This window comes from Gracilibacillus pellucidus, assembly GCF_033949965.1.
Lineage (GTDB): Bacteria > Bacillota > Bacilli > Bacillales > Amphibacillaceae > Gracilibacillus > Gracilibacillus pellucidus.
In genome coordinates this window covers 21,762-37,104 of record NZ_JAWZSR010000005.1, presented here as the reverse complement: position 1 = coordinate 37,104, position 15,343 = coordinate 21,762, and the positions used below count along the sequence as shown (strand labels likewise).

Here is a 15,343-nt window from a genome sequence, read left to right as displayed (position 1 = left end):
AAACGGACGCTAACTCCCTGATAAGTTTCGCTAACAATCAGTGGGAGTAAAAAACTCCCACTGATTGAAGTCTCACTTTATATGAAAAAGGAATGATCAAGTGAAAACACATGAGGAATGGATGGATCTCGCGTTAAATTTAGCGGAAGCAACAATCGGACAAACAAGTCCGAACCCATCTGTTGGAGCTGTTGTCGTCAAGGATGGAGAACTTCTCGGTGTTGGCACACATTTAAAAGCGGGTGGACCACATGCCGAAGTACATGCAATCAACCAAGCGGGAGAAAGGGCAAAGGGGGCGGATGTGTACGTTACGCTTGAGCCTTGTTCCCATTACGGTAAAACACCACCATGTGCAGAGCTTCTTGTGCAGAGTCAGGTGAAAAAAGTGTATATTGCCTGCCTTGATCCGAATCCAAAAGTAACTGGAAATGGTGTAGCTATTTTAAAACAAGCAGGGATTGAAGTGGAAATTGGTATTAGAGAAGAACGCGCATTGCAAATCAATCAGCACTTTTTCCACTATATGAATGAGAAGCGACCATTTATTACGTTAAAAGCTGCGACAACATTAGATGGCAAAACAGCAACAGCTACAGGTGATAGTAAATGGATTACATCTCAATTAGCTAGAGAAGATGTCCATAAACAACGACATCAATATGATGCTATTTTAGTAGGACGACAAACAGTTGAACAGGATAATCCTAGTTTGACTACTCGCCTGCCCCAAGGTGGAAAAAGTCCGATTCGCATTATTTTAGATACACATTTATCACTGGACGGTGATTTCCACATTTTTAAACCAGATTCACCGACTTGGATCGTATGTGGTAAGCAAGCAGACAAGAATCGTTTCCTAAACAAATATCCGCATGTAAAAGTGATTCAGTTACAGACTACTAAAGTCGACATAGCGGATTTAATGGAAATTTTAGCAGAAGAGAAAATCGAGTCCCTTTATGTGGAAGGTGGTGCAAGTGTGCATCAATCCTTCGTACAAGCTGGATTATTTGATGAATGTCACTGGTATATAGCGCCAAAATTATTAGGTGGTGATGATGCTAGGGCCGTCATTGGTGGTACTTCACCGATCAAAATGGCAGAAGCAGAGCAACTAGTATTCCAACATATCGAACAAATGGGCCCCGATATAAAAATCATTGCCAAACGAAAGGAGGAATCTTCATGTTTACCGGAATTGTAGAAGAAAAAGGTAAGATCATCTCTATTACACAAACCAATCAAGCATTGCAACTAAAAATTCAAGGGAGAAAGGTAACAGACGATGTTACTGTTGGTGATAGTATTTCTGTCAATGGAGTTTGTTTAACAGTCACTCATTTTGCTAATGATTGGTTTACAGTTGATGTGATTCCTGAAACATTTCGAGGCTCTTCATTAGCATCATTGTCCGCTCAATCGACTGTGAATTTAGAGCGTGCAATGAGTGCAAATGGTAGATTTGGTGGTCATTTTGTTTCTGGTCATGTTGATGCAGTAGGAACAATTGAACGTACGTGGCAAGAGGATAATGCGAAATATTATTATATTGCGACAAAGGATACACGTTATTTGACAATGAAAGGTTCCGTTGCTGTTGATGGTACGTCGCTAACGGTTTTTGGTGTCGATGATAAAGGGTTCACCATTTCGCTCATACCAGAAACACAAGCAGCAACTGTTCTTGGAACTAAACATCAAGGGGATATTGTCAATGTTGAATTCGATATGTTAGCGAAATATATGGAACGTCTTCTTGAGACAAGAAATCAAACAACAGGTATAACAGAAGAAAAATTGAAACAGTACGGTTTTTAGGGGGATCGTGATGAAACAATCTGTAGAAGTAGCTATTGAGGCATTAAAAGAAGGAAAAGTAGTTATCGTAGTAGATGATGAAAATCGTGAAAATGAAGGTGATTTTATTGCCCTAGCAGAGCATACAACACCAGAAGTAATTAACTTTATGGCGAAAGAAGGCCGAGGTTTAATTTGTGCCCCGATGACAAAAAGCTATGCTGATCGTTATCAGCTAGGAGAAATGGTTAGCCGTAATACAGATGATTATGGCACTAATTTTACGGTAAGTATTGATTATCATACAACACATACAGGAATCAGTGCTCAGGAACGATCTTTAACCATTCAAAAGTTAGTCGATGACAACACAACAGCACAAGAATTTAATCGTCCAGGACATGTATTTCCATTGATCGCTAAAGAAGCTGGTGTGTTGGAACGAACAGGGCACACTGAAGCAGCGATTGATTTAGCAAGATTAGCTGATTCCAAGCCAGTTGCGACTATTTGTGAGATTATGAAGCAAGATGGTACGATGGCACGCCGACCTGATTTAGAAAAAATCGCGGAAAAACATGACTTACCATTGATCACAATAGGGCAATTGGTTAACTATCGTAAACGTTATGACCAATTAATTGTTAAAGAAACAGAAATTGATTTACCAACAGCATATGGTGAGTTTAAATTGGTAGCCTATACCGAAAAATATACAGGGCAAGAGCATATCGCATTATATAAAGGGGAATTAGATCCAAATGAGCCTACATTGGTTCGCGTTCATTCTGAATGTTTAACGGGCGATGTACTAGGTTCACAGCGTTGTGATTGTGGTCCACAGCTGGAAAAAGCTTTAGCAGAAATCCAAAAGGCAGGGCGAGGAGTTCTTGTCTACATGCGACAAGAAGGTCGTGGAATTGGCTTAGTGAATAAAATGAAGGCCTATAAACTACAAGAGGAAGGCTATGACACCGTAGAAGCAAATCATCAACTAGGTTTTCCGGATGATTTACGAGACTATGCCATCAGTGTGCAAATTTTGCGTGATTTAGGTGTTGGTAAACTACATTTACTTACAAATAACCCGCGTAAGCTTTCAAGCATGGAGGAATATGGATTGGAACTAGTAGGAAGAAAAGCGATCGAAATTCCAGCAAATAAAAATAACGAACATTATTTACGAACAAAAGTAGAAAAATTAGATCATTTATTACATGTGAAGGATAAATAGGAGGAGTATACAATGGGTAAAGTATTTGAAGGAAATTTAGTAGGAACTGACTTGAAAGTAGGAATCGTAGTAGGTCGATTCAATGAATTTATTACAGGCAAATTATTAAGTGGTGCAGAAGATGCTTTTCGTCGTCACGGTGTAAGTGAGAATAACATTGAAGTCGCTTGGGTACCTGGTGCATTTGAAATTCCTTTAGTTGCGAAAAAAATGGCGGCATCAGGCAAATATGATGCAGTTGTTACATTAGGAACGGTTATCCGTGGTTCTACGCCACACTTTGATTATGTCAGCAATGAAGTATCAAAAGGTGTTGCAAGTGTGTCAATGGATGCGGACATTCCTGTTATTTTCGGTGTTTTAACAACAGATACGATTGAGCAAGCAATTGAACGAGCTGGAACAAAGGCAGGGAACAAAGGGGCAGAGGCAGCTATTTCAGCGATTGAGATGGCAAATCTGTTGAAAGAAATGGAATAAACAAATAAAAAACATGGACCGACATTATTCGGACCATGTTTTTTATTTCTGTAGAAGTTCTATGATATCTTTTTCCATTTCTTCTGGTTGTGTTTTTGGAGCATAGCGCTTCACAACATTTCCGTCTGCATCAATTAAAAATTTGGTGAAGTTCCATTTAATTTGATCGGAAATAATACCAGGTGCTTCTTTGGTTAGATGTTGAAATAAAGGGTGGGCCGTTTTGCCACGTACATCTGTTTTAGCAAACATCGGGAAAGTAACGCCATAGTTTAGGCGACAATATTCTTCTGCGTCAGTACTTGAACCAGGTTCTTGGTTCATGAACTGATTACTAGGGAATCCTAAAATTTGCAAGCCGTCATCTTTATATTTTTCATATAAGTGCTGCAGGCCATCAAACTGTGGAGTGAATCCACATTTACTAGCAGTATTGACAATGATCATTGCTTTGGTTTTGTATTCCTGTACAGTTGTATCTGTACCTTGAACAGTTTCAATTGAAATATCGAATAATGACAATGAAATCGCCTCCTCATAAAAAGGATAACATAAAAATACGAGGAAACAAAAAGAACACGAGATTAATCTCGTGTTCTTTTTGTTTTTATTGAACAACCCCGTCTGCTTCAGCAATTCTAGCTAATCTTGCATGAATTTCTTCTTCTGATAGGTCATGTTCTTTTACATATAGGTTGCGAGGGTGAACACGGCATTCGTGTGTACATCCACGCATATATTTGTGTTCATTTTCTTCTGAACAAAGAATTTGTTTATTACACTCAGGGTTTGCACAATTTGCATAGCGTTCACACGGCTCACCATCGAAATAGTCACGACCGACTACAACATGTTCTTTGCGATTTACTGGTACAGAAATACGTTCATCGAATACGTATAGTTGACCGTCCCATAGTTCACCTTGTACTTCTGGGTCTTGTCCGTAAGTGACAATTCCACCATGAAGTTGGCCGACGTCGTCAAAGCCTTTTTCCTTCATCCAACCACCGAATTTTTCACAGCGAATTCCACCTGTACAATACATTAATACTTTTTTACCTTCTAATTGATCGCGATTGTTTTCAATCCATTCAGGAAGATCGCGGAAATTATCGATATCAGGGTTGATTGCACCACGGAAATGACCTAATTCATATTCATAATCATTACGAGTATCTAAAATAACGGTGTTTTCATCCTGCATTGCTTCATAAAATTCTTGTGGGTTTAAGAAGTCTGCATTTTTCTCACGAGGATCCACATCTTCTTCACCTAAACGAAGTGTTACTAATTCAGGACGATGACGGCAGTGCATTTTCTTAAATGCATGTCCATCTGCTTCATCTATTTTGAATACCATGTCACTAAACCTTGGGTCGTTATGCATGGCCTCCATATATTGATTTGTTTGTTCTACGGTGCCAGAAACAGTACCGTTAATACCTTCTTCTGCAACAAGAATACGTCCTTTTAGTCCGAGTTCTTTACAGAAATTTAAATGTTCTTGTGCATATGTTTCTGGTTCATCAATTGTTACGAACTTATAATACAATAGTACTTGATACTTTTCTTGTGTTTCCATTATTATTACCACCTATCAATTCATATTTGCAAGATATAAATGTTTTTAGGTTGGTTTATACTTTTATTATCTTGCAAGAAAACATTTTATCATGTTTTAGTTATGTTCACAACATCAATAGGTGAATTGTATGGGTATGATTACTAGGATAGCTCGCCTTCAAACCACTTAATCAATGCCTGTGTACCACGGTCTTCTAACCCTTTTTCAGCTAATACTTCATATAACTCTAATGATAAGGCAAGTCCAGGAGTTTGAATGCCCAAATTTTTTGCATTGGATAAGGCAATTTTCATATCTTTAATAAAATGTTTAATATAAAAGCCCGGATCGCTATCACCTTTAATCATACGAGGAGCTAAGTTAGAAAGTGACCAGCTACCAGCAGCACCTGCAGAAATACTTTTTAAAACGCGTACGGGATCTAGCCCGGCTTTTTTGGCATAAATAATAGCTTCGGATACCCCGATCATATTAGAGGCGATCGTAATTTGGTTGGCCATCTTTGTATGTTGTCCAGCTCCTGCCGGTCCTTGTAATACAATATTTTCTCCCATTAGCGCTAAAATGGGCTCTACTTGGAGAAAGTCCTCGTTTTGACCGCCGACCATAATCGTTAGGGTGCCATTCTGAGCGCCGATGTCACCGCCGGATACAGGTGCATCAAGACTATGTAACCTTCTTTTCTTAGCAGCGTGAAAAATGGTTTCAGCAAGAATTGGATCAGAAGTGGTCATATCAATGAGATACGTACCTTGCTTAGCGTTGGCAATAATGCCATTTTCGCCTAGGTAAATGTCTTCCACATCAGATGGATAGCCCACAATGGAAATGACGATATCCACATTTTGAGCAAGAGAAGCAATCGATTCTTGCCAAACTGCGCCAGCATCAAGAAGTTCTGCTGCTTTATTTTTGGTTCTTGTAAAAATATGAAGCTCATGACCCGCCTCCATCAAATGACGTGCCATACTTTTTCCCATTACACCAGTTCCGATAAAGCCAATAGAAGTTGTCATCAATCTCATCTCCTTTTTCTTTTACTTTACCACGGTGTAAACGTCCGTAATACCCCCACTTCAAGATTCGAGTTAAAACAAAGAAGCGAAGATGGGGGATAAACGGACGCTAACGCCCTGATAAGTTTCGCTAACAATCAGCGGGAGTCAAAAACTCCCCTGAGTAAGGGGAGTTTACTCTTATTGAATATTTGATTGTTCATCAAGTACTAATTTTGCAGTTTGAAGGTTGCCGTCTCTAAAGAATGTGACGTTTACTTCTTGACCAACATTTGTTTCACTATATAAATATTTTCTAAGGTCTAGCATAGAGTGAATATCTTGATCATCGATTTTTGTTACGACATCATATTGTTGTAAGCCAGCCTTGTCTGCAGCAGAGCTTGGTTCAACTTGTGCGATAACAATACCGTGATCGACATTGTCATCTAAATGCAATGTGTCTTGTACATGACGTTGTGGAACACTAGCTAAATCTAAAGCACTGATACCGATGAATGGACGTGCTACATCATTGCCAGTTTCTAACTGTTCGATGATTGGTTTGGCGTCATCAACAGGGATGGCGAATCCAATGCCTTCAACAGAAGATTGAGCAATTTTCATAGAATTAATACCAATTACTTCTCCAGTACCATTGATTAATGCACCACCACTGTTACCAGGGTTAATTGCGGCATCTGTTTGAATGACATTGACCGTCCAGTCTGCTTGATTGTTATTTGTTAAATCGACATCGACACCGCGATTTAAACCACTGATAATTCCTTGTGTAACAGATCCTGCAAACTCTTCCCCTAGTGGGTTACCGATGGCGATAGCTGTATCTCCAACACTTAAGTTATCAGAAGAGCCTAATTCAGCAACTGTTGTCACTTTATCACTTGGAATTCGTAATACCGCTAAATCAGATAATGAATCTGTTCCCATGACCGTTGCATTTACATTTTCACCATCTGTGAGGACAATTTTAACTTGTTGAGCACCTTCTACTACGTGATTATTTGTTACGACATATGCATATTCGCCATCTTTTTTATAAATAACACCTGAACCTGTACCGGCAGGCTGTGCTTCTTCCCAAAGATCCACTTGTTGAATATTAGAAACCCCAACGACTGCATCAGATACTTTTTGAACAGCACTGCCAATTGAGTTCGTAGATTGGTTAGCTACATTTGCTGTTGGGACTGATTCACTTGTCGTTGCTTGTGTTGCCGTTTCATCATTATCTGCAGATGCTGCATCGTCATTATTAATGGTGTTAATAAAAATACCACTAGTAAATAATGCAGCAATAACCCCACCTGCGACACCACTAACTAAATAAGAAAGAGTACTTTTACTTTTTTTGGCCTTCGGTTGTTCAACTACTGTTTGGGTTTCTTCTTGTTGTTCGGTTGGTTGTTGATTGAATTCTTCACTCATCTATAATCATCCTTTCCTAAAAGAAATAGGTTAATTTGTTTCTGTACTATTATCATACCGCGCATTTACGGTACATTGATGGGATAATTGTATAATTTGTGTGTAAAAGACAGAATTATTTGGTCGATGCTTAATTTTTTGGCGTAAATGTGCGAAAATAAGAGCAAGGTAACTGGGTAGAATGGGAGAGGTGACAGACTTTGAACCAACATGTATATATCGTAGAAGATGATCCAAATATTCGAGATATTGTGAAAGCCTATTTAGTAAAGGAAGGGTTTCAAGTAACGATGCGTGAGAATGCAGAGGATGCATGGAGTCTTGCTGAACAGGGACAGCCCGATATGTGGATTTTAGATATTATGCTTCCAGGGATGGATGGCTATGAATTATGTAAAAAAATACGGCAAGTAAGTGAAGTGCCGATTATTATCATATCAGCTAAAGATGAAGAAGTTGATAAGATTCTCGGGCTGGAGCTTGGTAGTGATGATTACTTAACGAAGCCATTTAGTCCAAGAGAATTAGTCGCAAGGGTGAAGCGTTTGTTCAAACGTGCAGAAACACAGCCGGTTAAGCCTGTTAATGATGAATCTATTCTTACGCTTGGGGATTTAGAAATTGATAAAGCAGCTCGGACGGTTCATTGGCAACAAAAAGAAATAGATGTGACGTCAAAAGAATTTGAAATGTTAGAAATTTTTGCAGCACAACCGAATAGAGCTTTTTCTAGAGAAGAATTATTAACCCTTGTCTGGGGGAATGATTATTTTGGAAGTGATCGAGCAGTAGATGATTTAGTGAAACGATTACGTAAAAAGCTAGATGGCTTACCAATTGAAACGGTTTGGGGTTATGGCTATCGCCTTGAGTATGATGAGGCGCAGCGATGAAACTTCAGCATCAGATTACAATTGCTTTTACAACGCTTTTAGTTATCATTATGACCATAACAGGTATTTTAATTTATTCTCAACTTCTGCAAATGCTCATCCAAAATGAACAACGACAGCTAGAGGATAAAGGAGGATTGATTGTTGATTTTATTTTAACAGAAGGACTAAATGATACGAGAAGTGTTCAACGTTTTTTTCAGTTACTTGAACAGTATAATTTGCAAGTATTTGTTTATGATGAAAATGATGACAGAATTGTTCTTTCCTCTTTATCGGATGTCGATATGATTGACGACTGGACACAGGAATATAACTTGAATAGTCGCATTCAGCCTGTATGGCAAGGAGATGGCGACCGCTATGTTGTATCGATTATTCCAATCGTTTCACCGCATTCAACACAGCACTTAGTTTTATTAACACCATTAGATAATCTGCAAGAGGTACAAAAAAACTTAGTTAATCGATTGTTTTTAATTTTTGTTATCGGTATTCTGGTTACCATTTTAATCAGTCACTATTTAACAGCGACGCTCGTTACACCATTGACGAAATTACGACATCAATTGAAGAAAATTGAGAAGCGAAAATTCGATGAAATGGAAGAGGTAAAAGCAGCTGGTGAGATTAAGCAAGTGGAGCAAAGTGTTGTGGAGATGGCAAATGAATTAAACAGTTATATTCAATCACAACAGCAATTTTTCCAAAATGCTAGTCATGAGCTGAAAACCCCTTTAATGGCAATTCAAGGTTATGCTGAGGGTATTCGTGATGGTGTGTTTGAAGGGGACGACGCAGACCGAGGCTTCGAAGTAATGATTGCTGAGATTAAACGTCTGAAAAAAATTATCAATGAAATTATTTTATTGGCAAAACTAGATAGTGAAACAGACATTTATAAAGTGGAGAAAGTAAATAGTAAAGTGTTTATGAAACAAGTGGTGGAAAGAGCGATCCCGATTGCTAATGAGAAAAATATAGAAGTGCTCGAGCATCCTGTCGATGAAATAGAAATTTCTTTTGATGGAGAGAAAATGTTACAAGCAGTGATGAATATTGTTTCTAATGCTATTCGACATGCCAACACGGAAATAGAGATAGCTGCATTTGTTAAAGCAAAACAATTTCATATAGAAATAACGGATAACGGCTCGGGAATTGATGAGGAGTTAATGAAGAAGTTGTTCCATCGATTTGTAAAAGGTGAAAGCGGAGAGACAGGATTAGGGCTAGCGATCGCACGAGCTATTGTCGAGCGATCTGGTGGAGTAATAAAAGCAAGTAATACGACAGAAGGTGGAGCAAGATTCACGATGATCTTTACCGAATTTAAAAAAATTAATGCTTAATACTAACAATTCTAAACGATTGTGGTATACTGGATAAGTTATAATATGATGAACGCATTTCTTAAGAGGAGAGAATAATATGACGCAATTAAGAGAAGAGCTTCGCAATATTGCGATTATTGCCCACGTTGACCACGGTAAAACAACTTTAGTTGACCAGTTACTTCGTTATTCAGGGACTTTTCGTGATAATGAGCAAATAGAAGAACGTGCAATGGATTCCAACGACATTGAAAAAGAGCGTGGAATTACTATTTTAGCGAAAAACACAGCGATCAATTATCAAGATACACGAATTAATATATTAGATACACCAGGACACGCAGACTTCGGTGGTGAAGTAGAGCGTATCATGAAAATGGTAGATGGAGTATTGCTTGTAGTAGATGCTTACGAAGGATGTATGCCACAAACTCGTTTCGTATTGAAAAAAGCACTAGAGCAAAAATTACAGCCTGTTGTTGTATTAAATAAAATTGATAGACCAAATGCTCGCCCAGATGAAGTAGTAGATGAAGTATTAGACTTATTCATCGAGCTTGGTGCGGATGACGATCAATTAGAGTTCCCAGTTGTATATGCTTCTGCATTAAACGGAACATCTAGCTATCCTGATGAAGAGCAACAAGAAACAATGGAACCAATTTTTGAAACAATCTTAGAAAAAATTCCGGCTCCTATCAACAATGCCGAAGAACCATTACAATTCCAAGTAACCATGCTTGATTACAATGATTACTTAGGACGTATTGGGGTTGGACGTGTATACCGCGGCTCGATCAAAGTTGGACAGCAAGTATCATTAATGAAAACAGATGGTTCTGTGAAAAACTTCCGAGTGACGAAATTATTTGGTTTCATCGGATTAAAACGTATTGAAATTGAAGAAGCGAAAGCCGGTGACATTATTGCGCTTTCTGGTATGGAAGATATTAATGTTGGAGAAACGGTTTGTCCAACAGAACACCAAGAAGCATTACCAATTTTACGTATTGATGAACCAACGTTACAAATGACGTTTGTTGTAAATAACAGTCCATTCGCCGGAAGAGAAGGTAAATATATTACTTCTCGTCAAATCGAAGAACGCTTATTATCACAACTAGAGACAGACGTAAGTTTACGTGTAGATCCGACAGATTCTCCAGATGTTTGGACAGTATCAGGTCGTGGGGAATTACACTTGTCTATTTTAGTAGAGAATATGCGTCGTGAAGGATATGAGTTACAGCTTTCTAAACCAGAAGTTATCGTGAAAGAAGTTGATGGTGTTAAGTGTGAACCAATCGAACGTGTACAAATTGATGTGCCAGAAGACTATACAGGACCTGTAATGGAATCATTAGGTGCACGTAAAGGTGAAATGCTTGATATGGTCAACCATGGTACAGGCCAAGTTCGTATGGAATTCAAAGTGCCTTCACGTGGTTTAATTGGTTATGCAACAGAATTCATGACACAAACTCGTGGTTACGGTATTATCAATCATACATTTGAAGAGTATGCTCCACTTGTCAAAGGTCAAGTTGGTGGGCGTCGTGAAGGTGTGTTAGTAGCTTTAGAAAATGGTAAAGCTTCTACTTACGGAATCATGAACCTAGAAGACCGTGGTGTTATCTTTGTTGAACCAGGTACGGATGTATATGCTGGGATGATTGTTGGTGAACATAACCGTGAAAATGACCTTACTGTTAATATTACGAAAGAAAAACATTTAACAAATGTTCGTTCTGCAACAAAGGATCAAACAGCAACGATTCGTAAAACACGTGACATGTCATTAGAAGAAGCAATTCAGTACTTGAATGATGATGAGTATTGTGAAGTAACACCAGATTCTGTTCGTTTACGTAAGAAAATCCTTAACAAAAACGAACGTGAAAAAGCAGCGAAGAAAAAATAATAAGTAAAAACATAACCCGTTTTGGTGAGCGAAGGCTTACCAAAACGGGTTTTCTATATGAAGGGAAGGAACCATCATGCGCTTTTTTAGAAGAATAAGATTTCTATTTACCTTTCGTAAATCGATTCCTTTTTTAAAAGAATATTTTTTGTCTAATCAAGTAAAGCGAAGTACCAAAATAATTGCGCTAGCTCTTATTCTTGGTTATCTTCTTTTTCCGTTTGATTTAATTCCGGATTATTTGCTTGTTATAGGTCTATTTGATGACGTGATGATTGCGGCTCTCGTTTTACAACAGTTAATCCGAATGGCGCCAGCAAGTTTGAGGGAAAAGTATGAGCTAGAGATAAAATAGTTCTCTAGATCTCTCTTCTCATTGCTTTTAAAACATCTACTTGTGTAGCACGCTTGGCAGGCTTTAGTCCAGAAATAATGGTAACAATCAAACAAATGACGGTAGAAATAGCAATTAATGAGAAAGGTATGCTTGAAAATTGAAATCCTTCGGGTAATTCATTGTTAAATACCGACTCAATGATAAATGGTATACCAAGATTTAGTAAAATGCTTAGAATATACGCGACTATCGTACCTATTACAGCTCCTAATAAACCGATATAGCTACTCTCTAATAAGAATATTTGTTTAATTTTCTTTGGATGTGCTCCGAGTGCTTTCATAATACCGATATCTGGAGTTCGTTCTGTTACAGCCATTGTCATAGTGTTATAGATACCGATGGATGCAATAATAATGGCTATTGTCCCAATGAAGATAAGTCCTGCTTTAGCTACTGTAAAAATGACATTTATTTCTTTTAACTCATTTGCTGCAGAATAGGAGAGGTAATTTTTTTCAGATAATTGTTCTGATATCTCCTGTACATCTTCTAATGAATGGGCAAATACATTAACATTGTTATAACCAGTTAACTCTTCTGTTGATTTAGGATAATCTGGATCTATATTAGCACCTCTAGGTGTTCCGGTAAATGTTTCTATATCACGTAATAAATCGTCAGATATGTACATATATTGATCTTGTATCCATTCTCTTGCTGGTGGTTGGACAACACCGGTAATGGTTAATTCAATGGTATGTTCTTCGATCTCATCTCCCTCCCCTTTCTCCACAGTCATATCAATTTTCTCTCCAACTAATGAGTCAGCATATGCATATTTGTCTTTTAGTACCCCCTCCTCGTTATAGAGGTCTTCATCCTCCGCAACATCCGCTTGATAAAGTGTTCCAGCGAAATCTGAACCGACAACAACTTCATAAGGTGAGTCTGGCAATGCTCCTTCTGTCAATTCCATTCCTGCTTCGAATTCTGATGGAAAATCAGTTACTACTGTTTCGGCAAAAGTCTCGTAGTTATCTAAATGATAGGCTGGGATTTGAGCTAGATTCCGTTGTCTTGTAACAGCCTTTACTTTATCTATCTGTTCTAATTCTTCTATTTCCTTATCTGTAATGAGTGCATAATCATCATTTGTGTCAATTCCGTGTATTTGGATTTGTGTAACGGCACGATCGTGAATAATATCATTAACAAATGTTTTTTGTAAGCCGAATCCGACAGAGGCAAGTACAATTAAAAAAGTTACGCCCATCGCTGTAGCTAATACAGTCATAAAAACTCTAGACTTACTTCGTTTCATATTACTGCGAACAAATCGCCATTGATCTTTAAATTTCATGAGTTAATTTCCTCCTTTACCACGACGCCATCAAGCATATGAATCTTTTTTGAAGCAATTCGGGCAACTTCTTCGTCATGCGTAATAATTAAAAAGGTAATATTCATTTCTTTATTTAAGGAGCGGAGCAATTGTAAGATTTCTTGCTCTGTTTCACTATCTAAACTACCTGTTGGTTCATCAGCAAGAATAATTGGTGGTTTAATGACGAGTGTTCGGGCAATGCTAACACGTTGTTGTTGTCCCCCGGATAATTCACTAGGATAATGGTGATGATAATCACTAAGACCAACTTTTGCTAATGTTTGTGTGGTCCATTCTTTTCTCTCTTTTTCCGGTATTCCTTTGAACACTAATGGTAGTTCAACATTTTCAAAAGCAGTCATGCTTGGGATCAGCTGAAAATTTTGAAAGATAAATCCTATGTTATCTAAGCGAAAATTAGCAAATTCACCTTCATTAAAATTGGTTACATTTGTCTCGTTGATCATGACAGATCCTTCAGTAGGTTTCATGAATCCACCAATTATATTTAATAATGTCGATTTACCAGAGCCACTTTTTCCTGTGATGGCAAGAATATCGCCCTCCTCAACAGAAAAAGAGATGTTCTTTAATACGTGTAATGCGGTTTCCTTCTGTTTTTTTCCTAGTAAAAATGTATGGTTAATATTCTTTACTTCAATCATGTACATCCTCCTTTTTTTCTCTTCACTAATAATGGACGTAAATAAAATGGAGATTACTTCATTTTTTTGTGATAAAATGAAAAAAGCCTTCTTGAAGGAGTTTTCATATTATGAAAAAAACTAGCATATATTTCTTGTTAGTGTTTGTCGTTTTAACGGCTTGTAGTAGTCAGGAGATATCTATAGGAGTGCTGCATGAACATGCTAATAAGGAAAGAGTCAGTAAAGATACAAGTGTGAAACGTTTTAATAGGGAAATATCCATTGCGGCAATAGGGGATATATTGATCCATGACCGTGTTTACCTTGATGCATGGGATGGAGAGCTGTATGACTTTCAGCCGATGTTTGCCTCTATAAAAGATTACTTAATTAACACGGATATTACGCTGGCTAACCAGGAATCTATTATGGGTGGTGAAGCAATTGGCTTATCCAATTATCCACAATTTAATAGTCCGTTTGAAATAGGGGATACATTACAGGATGTCGGTGTGGATATTGTGACAATGGCAAATAATCATACGTTAGATCGTGGGGAACAAGCGATTCGGAATGCCGTTAACTATTATAACGAGATTGGTATGGCGTACACAGGTAGCTTTATAAGCGAAGAGGATAACGAAACGATTCGAGTGTTGGACGTAAAAGGAATAACTGTTGCCTTTTTAAGTTATACATATGGTACAAATGGAATGCCAGTCCCTGATAGAAAAGATTACTTAGTTAATTTAATAGATAAACAAGCTATTGAAAATGACGTGAAAAAGGCTAATAATTTAGCGGATATGACAATTGTGAGTTATCATTTTGGCGATGAATACCAACGTCTGCCGAATCAAGAACAACAGGATCTAGCACAATTTGCAGCAGATTTAGGTGTGGAAGTCGTGATAGGTCATCATCCACACGTCTTACAACCGGTTGATTGGGTAGAAGGTAAAGATGGTAATCAAACACTTGTCGCTTATTCGCTAGGGAATTTTTTATCGGGTCAATATGAGCTTTATCAACGAATAGGAGGAATTTTTCAATTCTCTGCAAAGAAAGATGGAACGACTATAACAGTGGATACACCAGTATTTTTGCCTACATTTGTCGATTTTGACATAATTAATGATAAAATGACAGACGTGCAAGTAATACCGTTAAAGGATGTTTCGGACGAACAATTATCGAATGCATCCGACCATTTAGAAGAGATAAAAGCACATTTAACTAAATATGTAGACGATGTACAGTTTATTGATTAAAGGAGAAGTG

The 15,343-nt window shown here is 37.9% G+C and carries 15 protein-coding genes; 9 read left to right on the top strand and 6 right to left on the bottom strand.

Going from position 1 to position 15,343, the window contains the following annotated elements:
• Positions 1 to 100 precede the first annotated feature (100 nt).
• From ribD to ribH, 4 genes are read left to right on the top strand one after another with little or no spacing between them, the layout of a single operon-like run.
• Entirely contained in the window at positions 101 to 1,207 is a 1,107-nt protein-coding gene (gene ribD, locus SH601_RS10135; RefSeq protein ID WP_319958182.1) for a bifunctional diaminohydroxyphosphoribosylaminopyrimidine deaminase/5-amino-6-(5-phosphoribosylamino)uracil reductase RibD, read from the top strand.
• A complete protein-coding gene (gene ribE, locus SH601_RS10130; protein ID WP_319958181.1) occupies positions 1,189 to 1,821 on the top strand; it encodes a riboflavin synthase in 633 nt (210 codons plus the stop codon). Before ribD ends, ribE begins: the two co-directional genes overlap by 19 nt.
• A 10-nt stretch (positions 1,822 to 1,831) precedes the next feature.
• Entirely contained in the window at positions 1,832 to 3,034 is a 1,203-nt protein-coding gene (locus SH601_RS10125; RefSeq protein WP_319958180.1) for a bifunctional 3,4-dihydroxy-2-butanone-4-phosphate synthase/GTP cyclohydrolase II, read from the top strand.
• Positions 3,035 to 3,046: 12 nt separating this feature from the next.
• Positions 3,047 to 3,514, top strand: coding sequence for a 6,7-dimethyl-8-ribityllumazine synthase (gene ribH, locus SH601_RS10120; protein ID WP_319958179.1), 468 nt, complete (start codon positions 3,047 to 3,049; stop codon positions 3,512 to 3,514).
• A gap of 42 nt (positions 3,515 to 3,556) precedes the next feature.
• Here ribH and SH601_RS10115 read toward each other — a convergent pair whose 3' ends face one another.
• The 4 genes from SH601_RS10115 to SH601_RS10100 form a co-directional block, all read right to left on the bottom strand.
• On the bottom strand, positions 3,557 to 4,036 hold the full coding sequence (locus tag SH601_RS10115) for a glutathione peroxidase (protein ID WP_319958178.1): 480 nt from the start codon (positions 4,034 to 4,036) through the stop codon (positions 3,557 to 3,559).
• An 85-nt stretch (positions 4,037 to 4,121) separates the two neighbouring features.
• Positions 4,122 to 5,096 (bottom strand): oxygen-dependent tRNA uridine(34) hydroxylase TrhO, encoded by a 975-nt coding sequence (gene trhO, locus SH601_RS10110; protein WP_319958177.1) that lies wholly within the window; start codon positions 5,094 to 5,096, stop codon positions 4,122 to 4,124.
• Between the two features lie 143 nt (positions 5,097 to 5,239).
• Complete coding sequence (locus SH601_RS10105; protein ID WP_319958176.1) at positions 5,240 to 6,115, bottom strand: NAD(P)-dependent oxidoreductase; 876 nt, start codon at positions 6,113 to 6,115, stop codon at positions 5,240 to 5,242.
• Between the two features lie 180 nt (positions 6,116 to 6,295).
• A complete protein-coding gene (locus SH601_RS10100) occupies positions 6,296 to 7,543 on the bottom strand; it encodes a S1C family serine protease (RefSeq protein ID WP_319958175.1) in 1,248 nt (415 codons plus the stop codon).
• Positions 7,544 to 7,743: 200 nt separating this feature from the next.
• On the opposite strand from SH601_RS10100, the gene SH601_RS10095 reads away from it, so the two are divergent.
• The 4 genes from SH601_RS10095 to SH601_RS10080 all read left to right on the top strand — a co-directional run bounded on the left by SH601_RS10095 (position 7,744) and on the right by SH601_RS10080 (position 12,046).
• Complete coding sequence (locus SH601_RS10095; protein WP_319958174.1) at positions 7,744 to 8,436, top strand: response regulator transcription factor; 693 nt, start codon at positions 7,744 to 7,746, stop codon at positions 8,434 to 8,436.
• On the top strand, positions 8,433 to 9,788 hold the full coding sequence (locus SH601_RS10090; RefSeq protein ID WP_319958173.1) for a sensor histidine kinase: 1,356 nt from the start codon (positions 8,433 to 8,435) through the stop codon (positions 9,786 to 9,788). Before SH601_RS10095 ends, SH601_RS10090 begins: the two co-directional genes overlap by 4 nt.
• A 79-nt stretch (positions 9,789 to 9,867) precedes the next feature.
• Positions 9,868 to 11,691 carry a translational GTPase TypA gene (gene typA / locus SH601_RS10085; protein ID WP_319958172.1) on the top strand — a complete coding sequence of 608 codons (1,824 nt, stop codon included), beginning with the start codon at positions 9,868 to 9,870 and terminating at the stop codon, positions 11,689 to 11,691.
• Positions 11,692 to 11,767: 76 nt separating this feature from the next.
• On the top strand, positions 11,768 to 12,046 hold the full coding sequence (locus tag SH601_RS10080; RefSeq protein ID WP_319958171.1) for a YkvA family protein: 279 nt from the start codon (positions 11,768 to 11,770) through the stop codon (positions 12,044 to 12,046).
• 4 nt (positions 12,047 to 12,050) lie between these two features.
• On the opposite strand, the gene SH601_RS10075 is transcribed toward SH601_RS10080, so the two are convergent.
• Entirely contained in the window at positions 12,051 to 13,391 is a 1,341-nt protein-coding gene (locus SH601_RS10075) for an ABC transporter permease (RefSeq protein ID WP_319958170.1), read from the bottom strand.
• Positions 13,388 to 14,080 carry an ABC transporter ATP-binding protein gene (locus SH601_RS10070; protein ID WP_319958169.1) on the bottom strand — a complete coding sequence of 231 codons (693 nt, stop codon included), beginning with the start codon at positions 14,078 to 14,080 and terminating at the stop codon, positions 13,388 to 13,390. Before SH601_RS10070 ends, SH601_RS10075 begins: the two co-directional genes overlap by 4 nt.
• Positions 14,081 to 14,190: 110 nt before the next feature.
• Here SH601_RS10070 and SH601_RS10065 point away from each other — a divergent pair, with 110 nt between their 5' ends.
• Positions 14,191 to 15,333, top strand: coding sequence for a CapA family protein (locus SH601_RS10065; protein ID WP_319958168.1), 1,143 nt, complete (start codon positions 14,191 to 14,193; stop codon positions 15,331 to 15,333).
• The last annotated feature ends 10 nt before the right edge of the window (positions 15,334 to 15,343 follow it).

Excerpts from the sequence above, each read along its gene's own strand:
- ribE (WP_319958181.1), top strand. The coding sequence starts at position 1,189 with ATGTTTACCGGAATTGTAGAAGAAAAAGGTAAGATCATCTCTATTACA.
- SH601_RS10090 (WP_319958173.1), top strand. The coding sequence starts at position 8,433 with ATGAAACTTCAGCATCAGATTACAATTGCTTTTACAACGCTTTTAGTT.
- SH601_RS10065 (WP_319958168.1), top strand. The coding sequence starts at position 14,191 with ATGAAAAAAACTAGCATATATTTCTTGTTAGTGTTTGTCGTTTTAACG.
- SH601_RS10075 (WP_319958170.1), bottom strand. The coding sequence starts at position 13,391 with ATGAAATTTAAAGATCAATGGCGATTTGTTCGCAGTAATATGAAACGA.
- SH601_RS10125 (WP_319958180.1), top strand. The coding sequence starts at position 1,832 with ATGAAACAATCTGTAGAAGTAGCTATTGAGGCATTAAAAGAAGGAAAA.
- SH601_RS10100 (WP_319958175.1), bottom strand. The coding sequence starts at position 7,543 with ATGAGTGAAGAATTCAATCAACAACCAACCGAACAACAAGAAGAAACC.
- SH601_RS10080 (WP_319958171.1), top strand. The coding sequence starts at position 11,768 with ATGCGCTTTTTTAGAAGAATAAGATTTCTATTTACCTTTCGTAAATCG.
- SH601_RS10070 (WP_319958169.1), bottom strand. The coding sequence starts at position 14,080 with ATGATTGAAGTAAAGAATATTAACCATACATTTTTACTAGGAAAAAAA.
- trhO (WP_319958177.1), bottom strand. The coding sequence starts at position 5,096 with ATGGAAACACAAGAAAAGTATCAAGTACTATTGTATTATAAGTTCGTA.
- typA (WP_319958172.1), top strand. The coding sequence starts at position 9,868 with ATGACGCAATTAAGAGAAGAGCTTCGCAATATTGCGATTATTGCCCAC.
- ribH (WP_319958179.1), top strand. The coding sequence starts at position 3,047 with ATGGGTAAAGTATTTGAAGGAAATTTAGTAGGAACTGACTTGAAAGTA.
- SH601_RS10105 (WP_319958176.1), bottom strand. The coding sequence starts at position 6,115 with ATGACAACTTCTATTGGCTTTATCGGAACTGGTGTAATGGGAAAAAGT.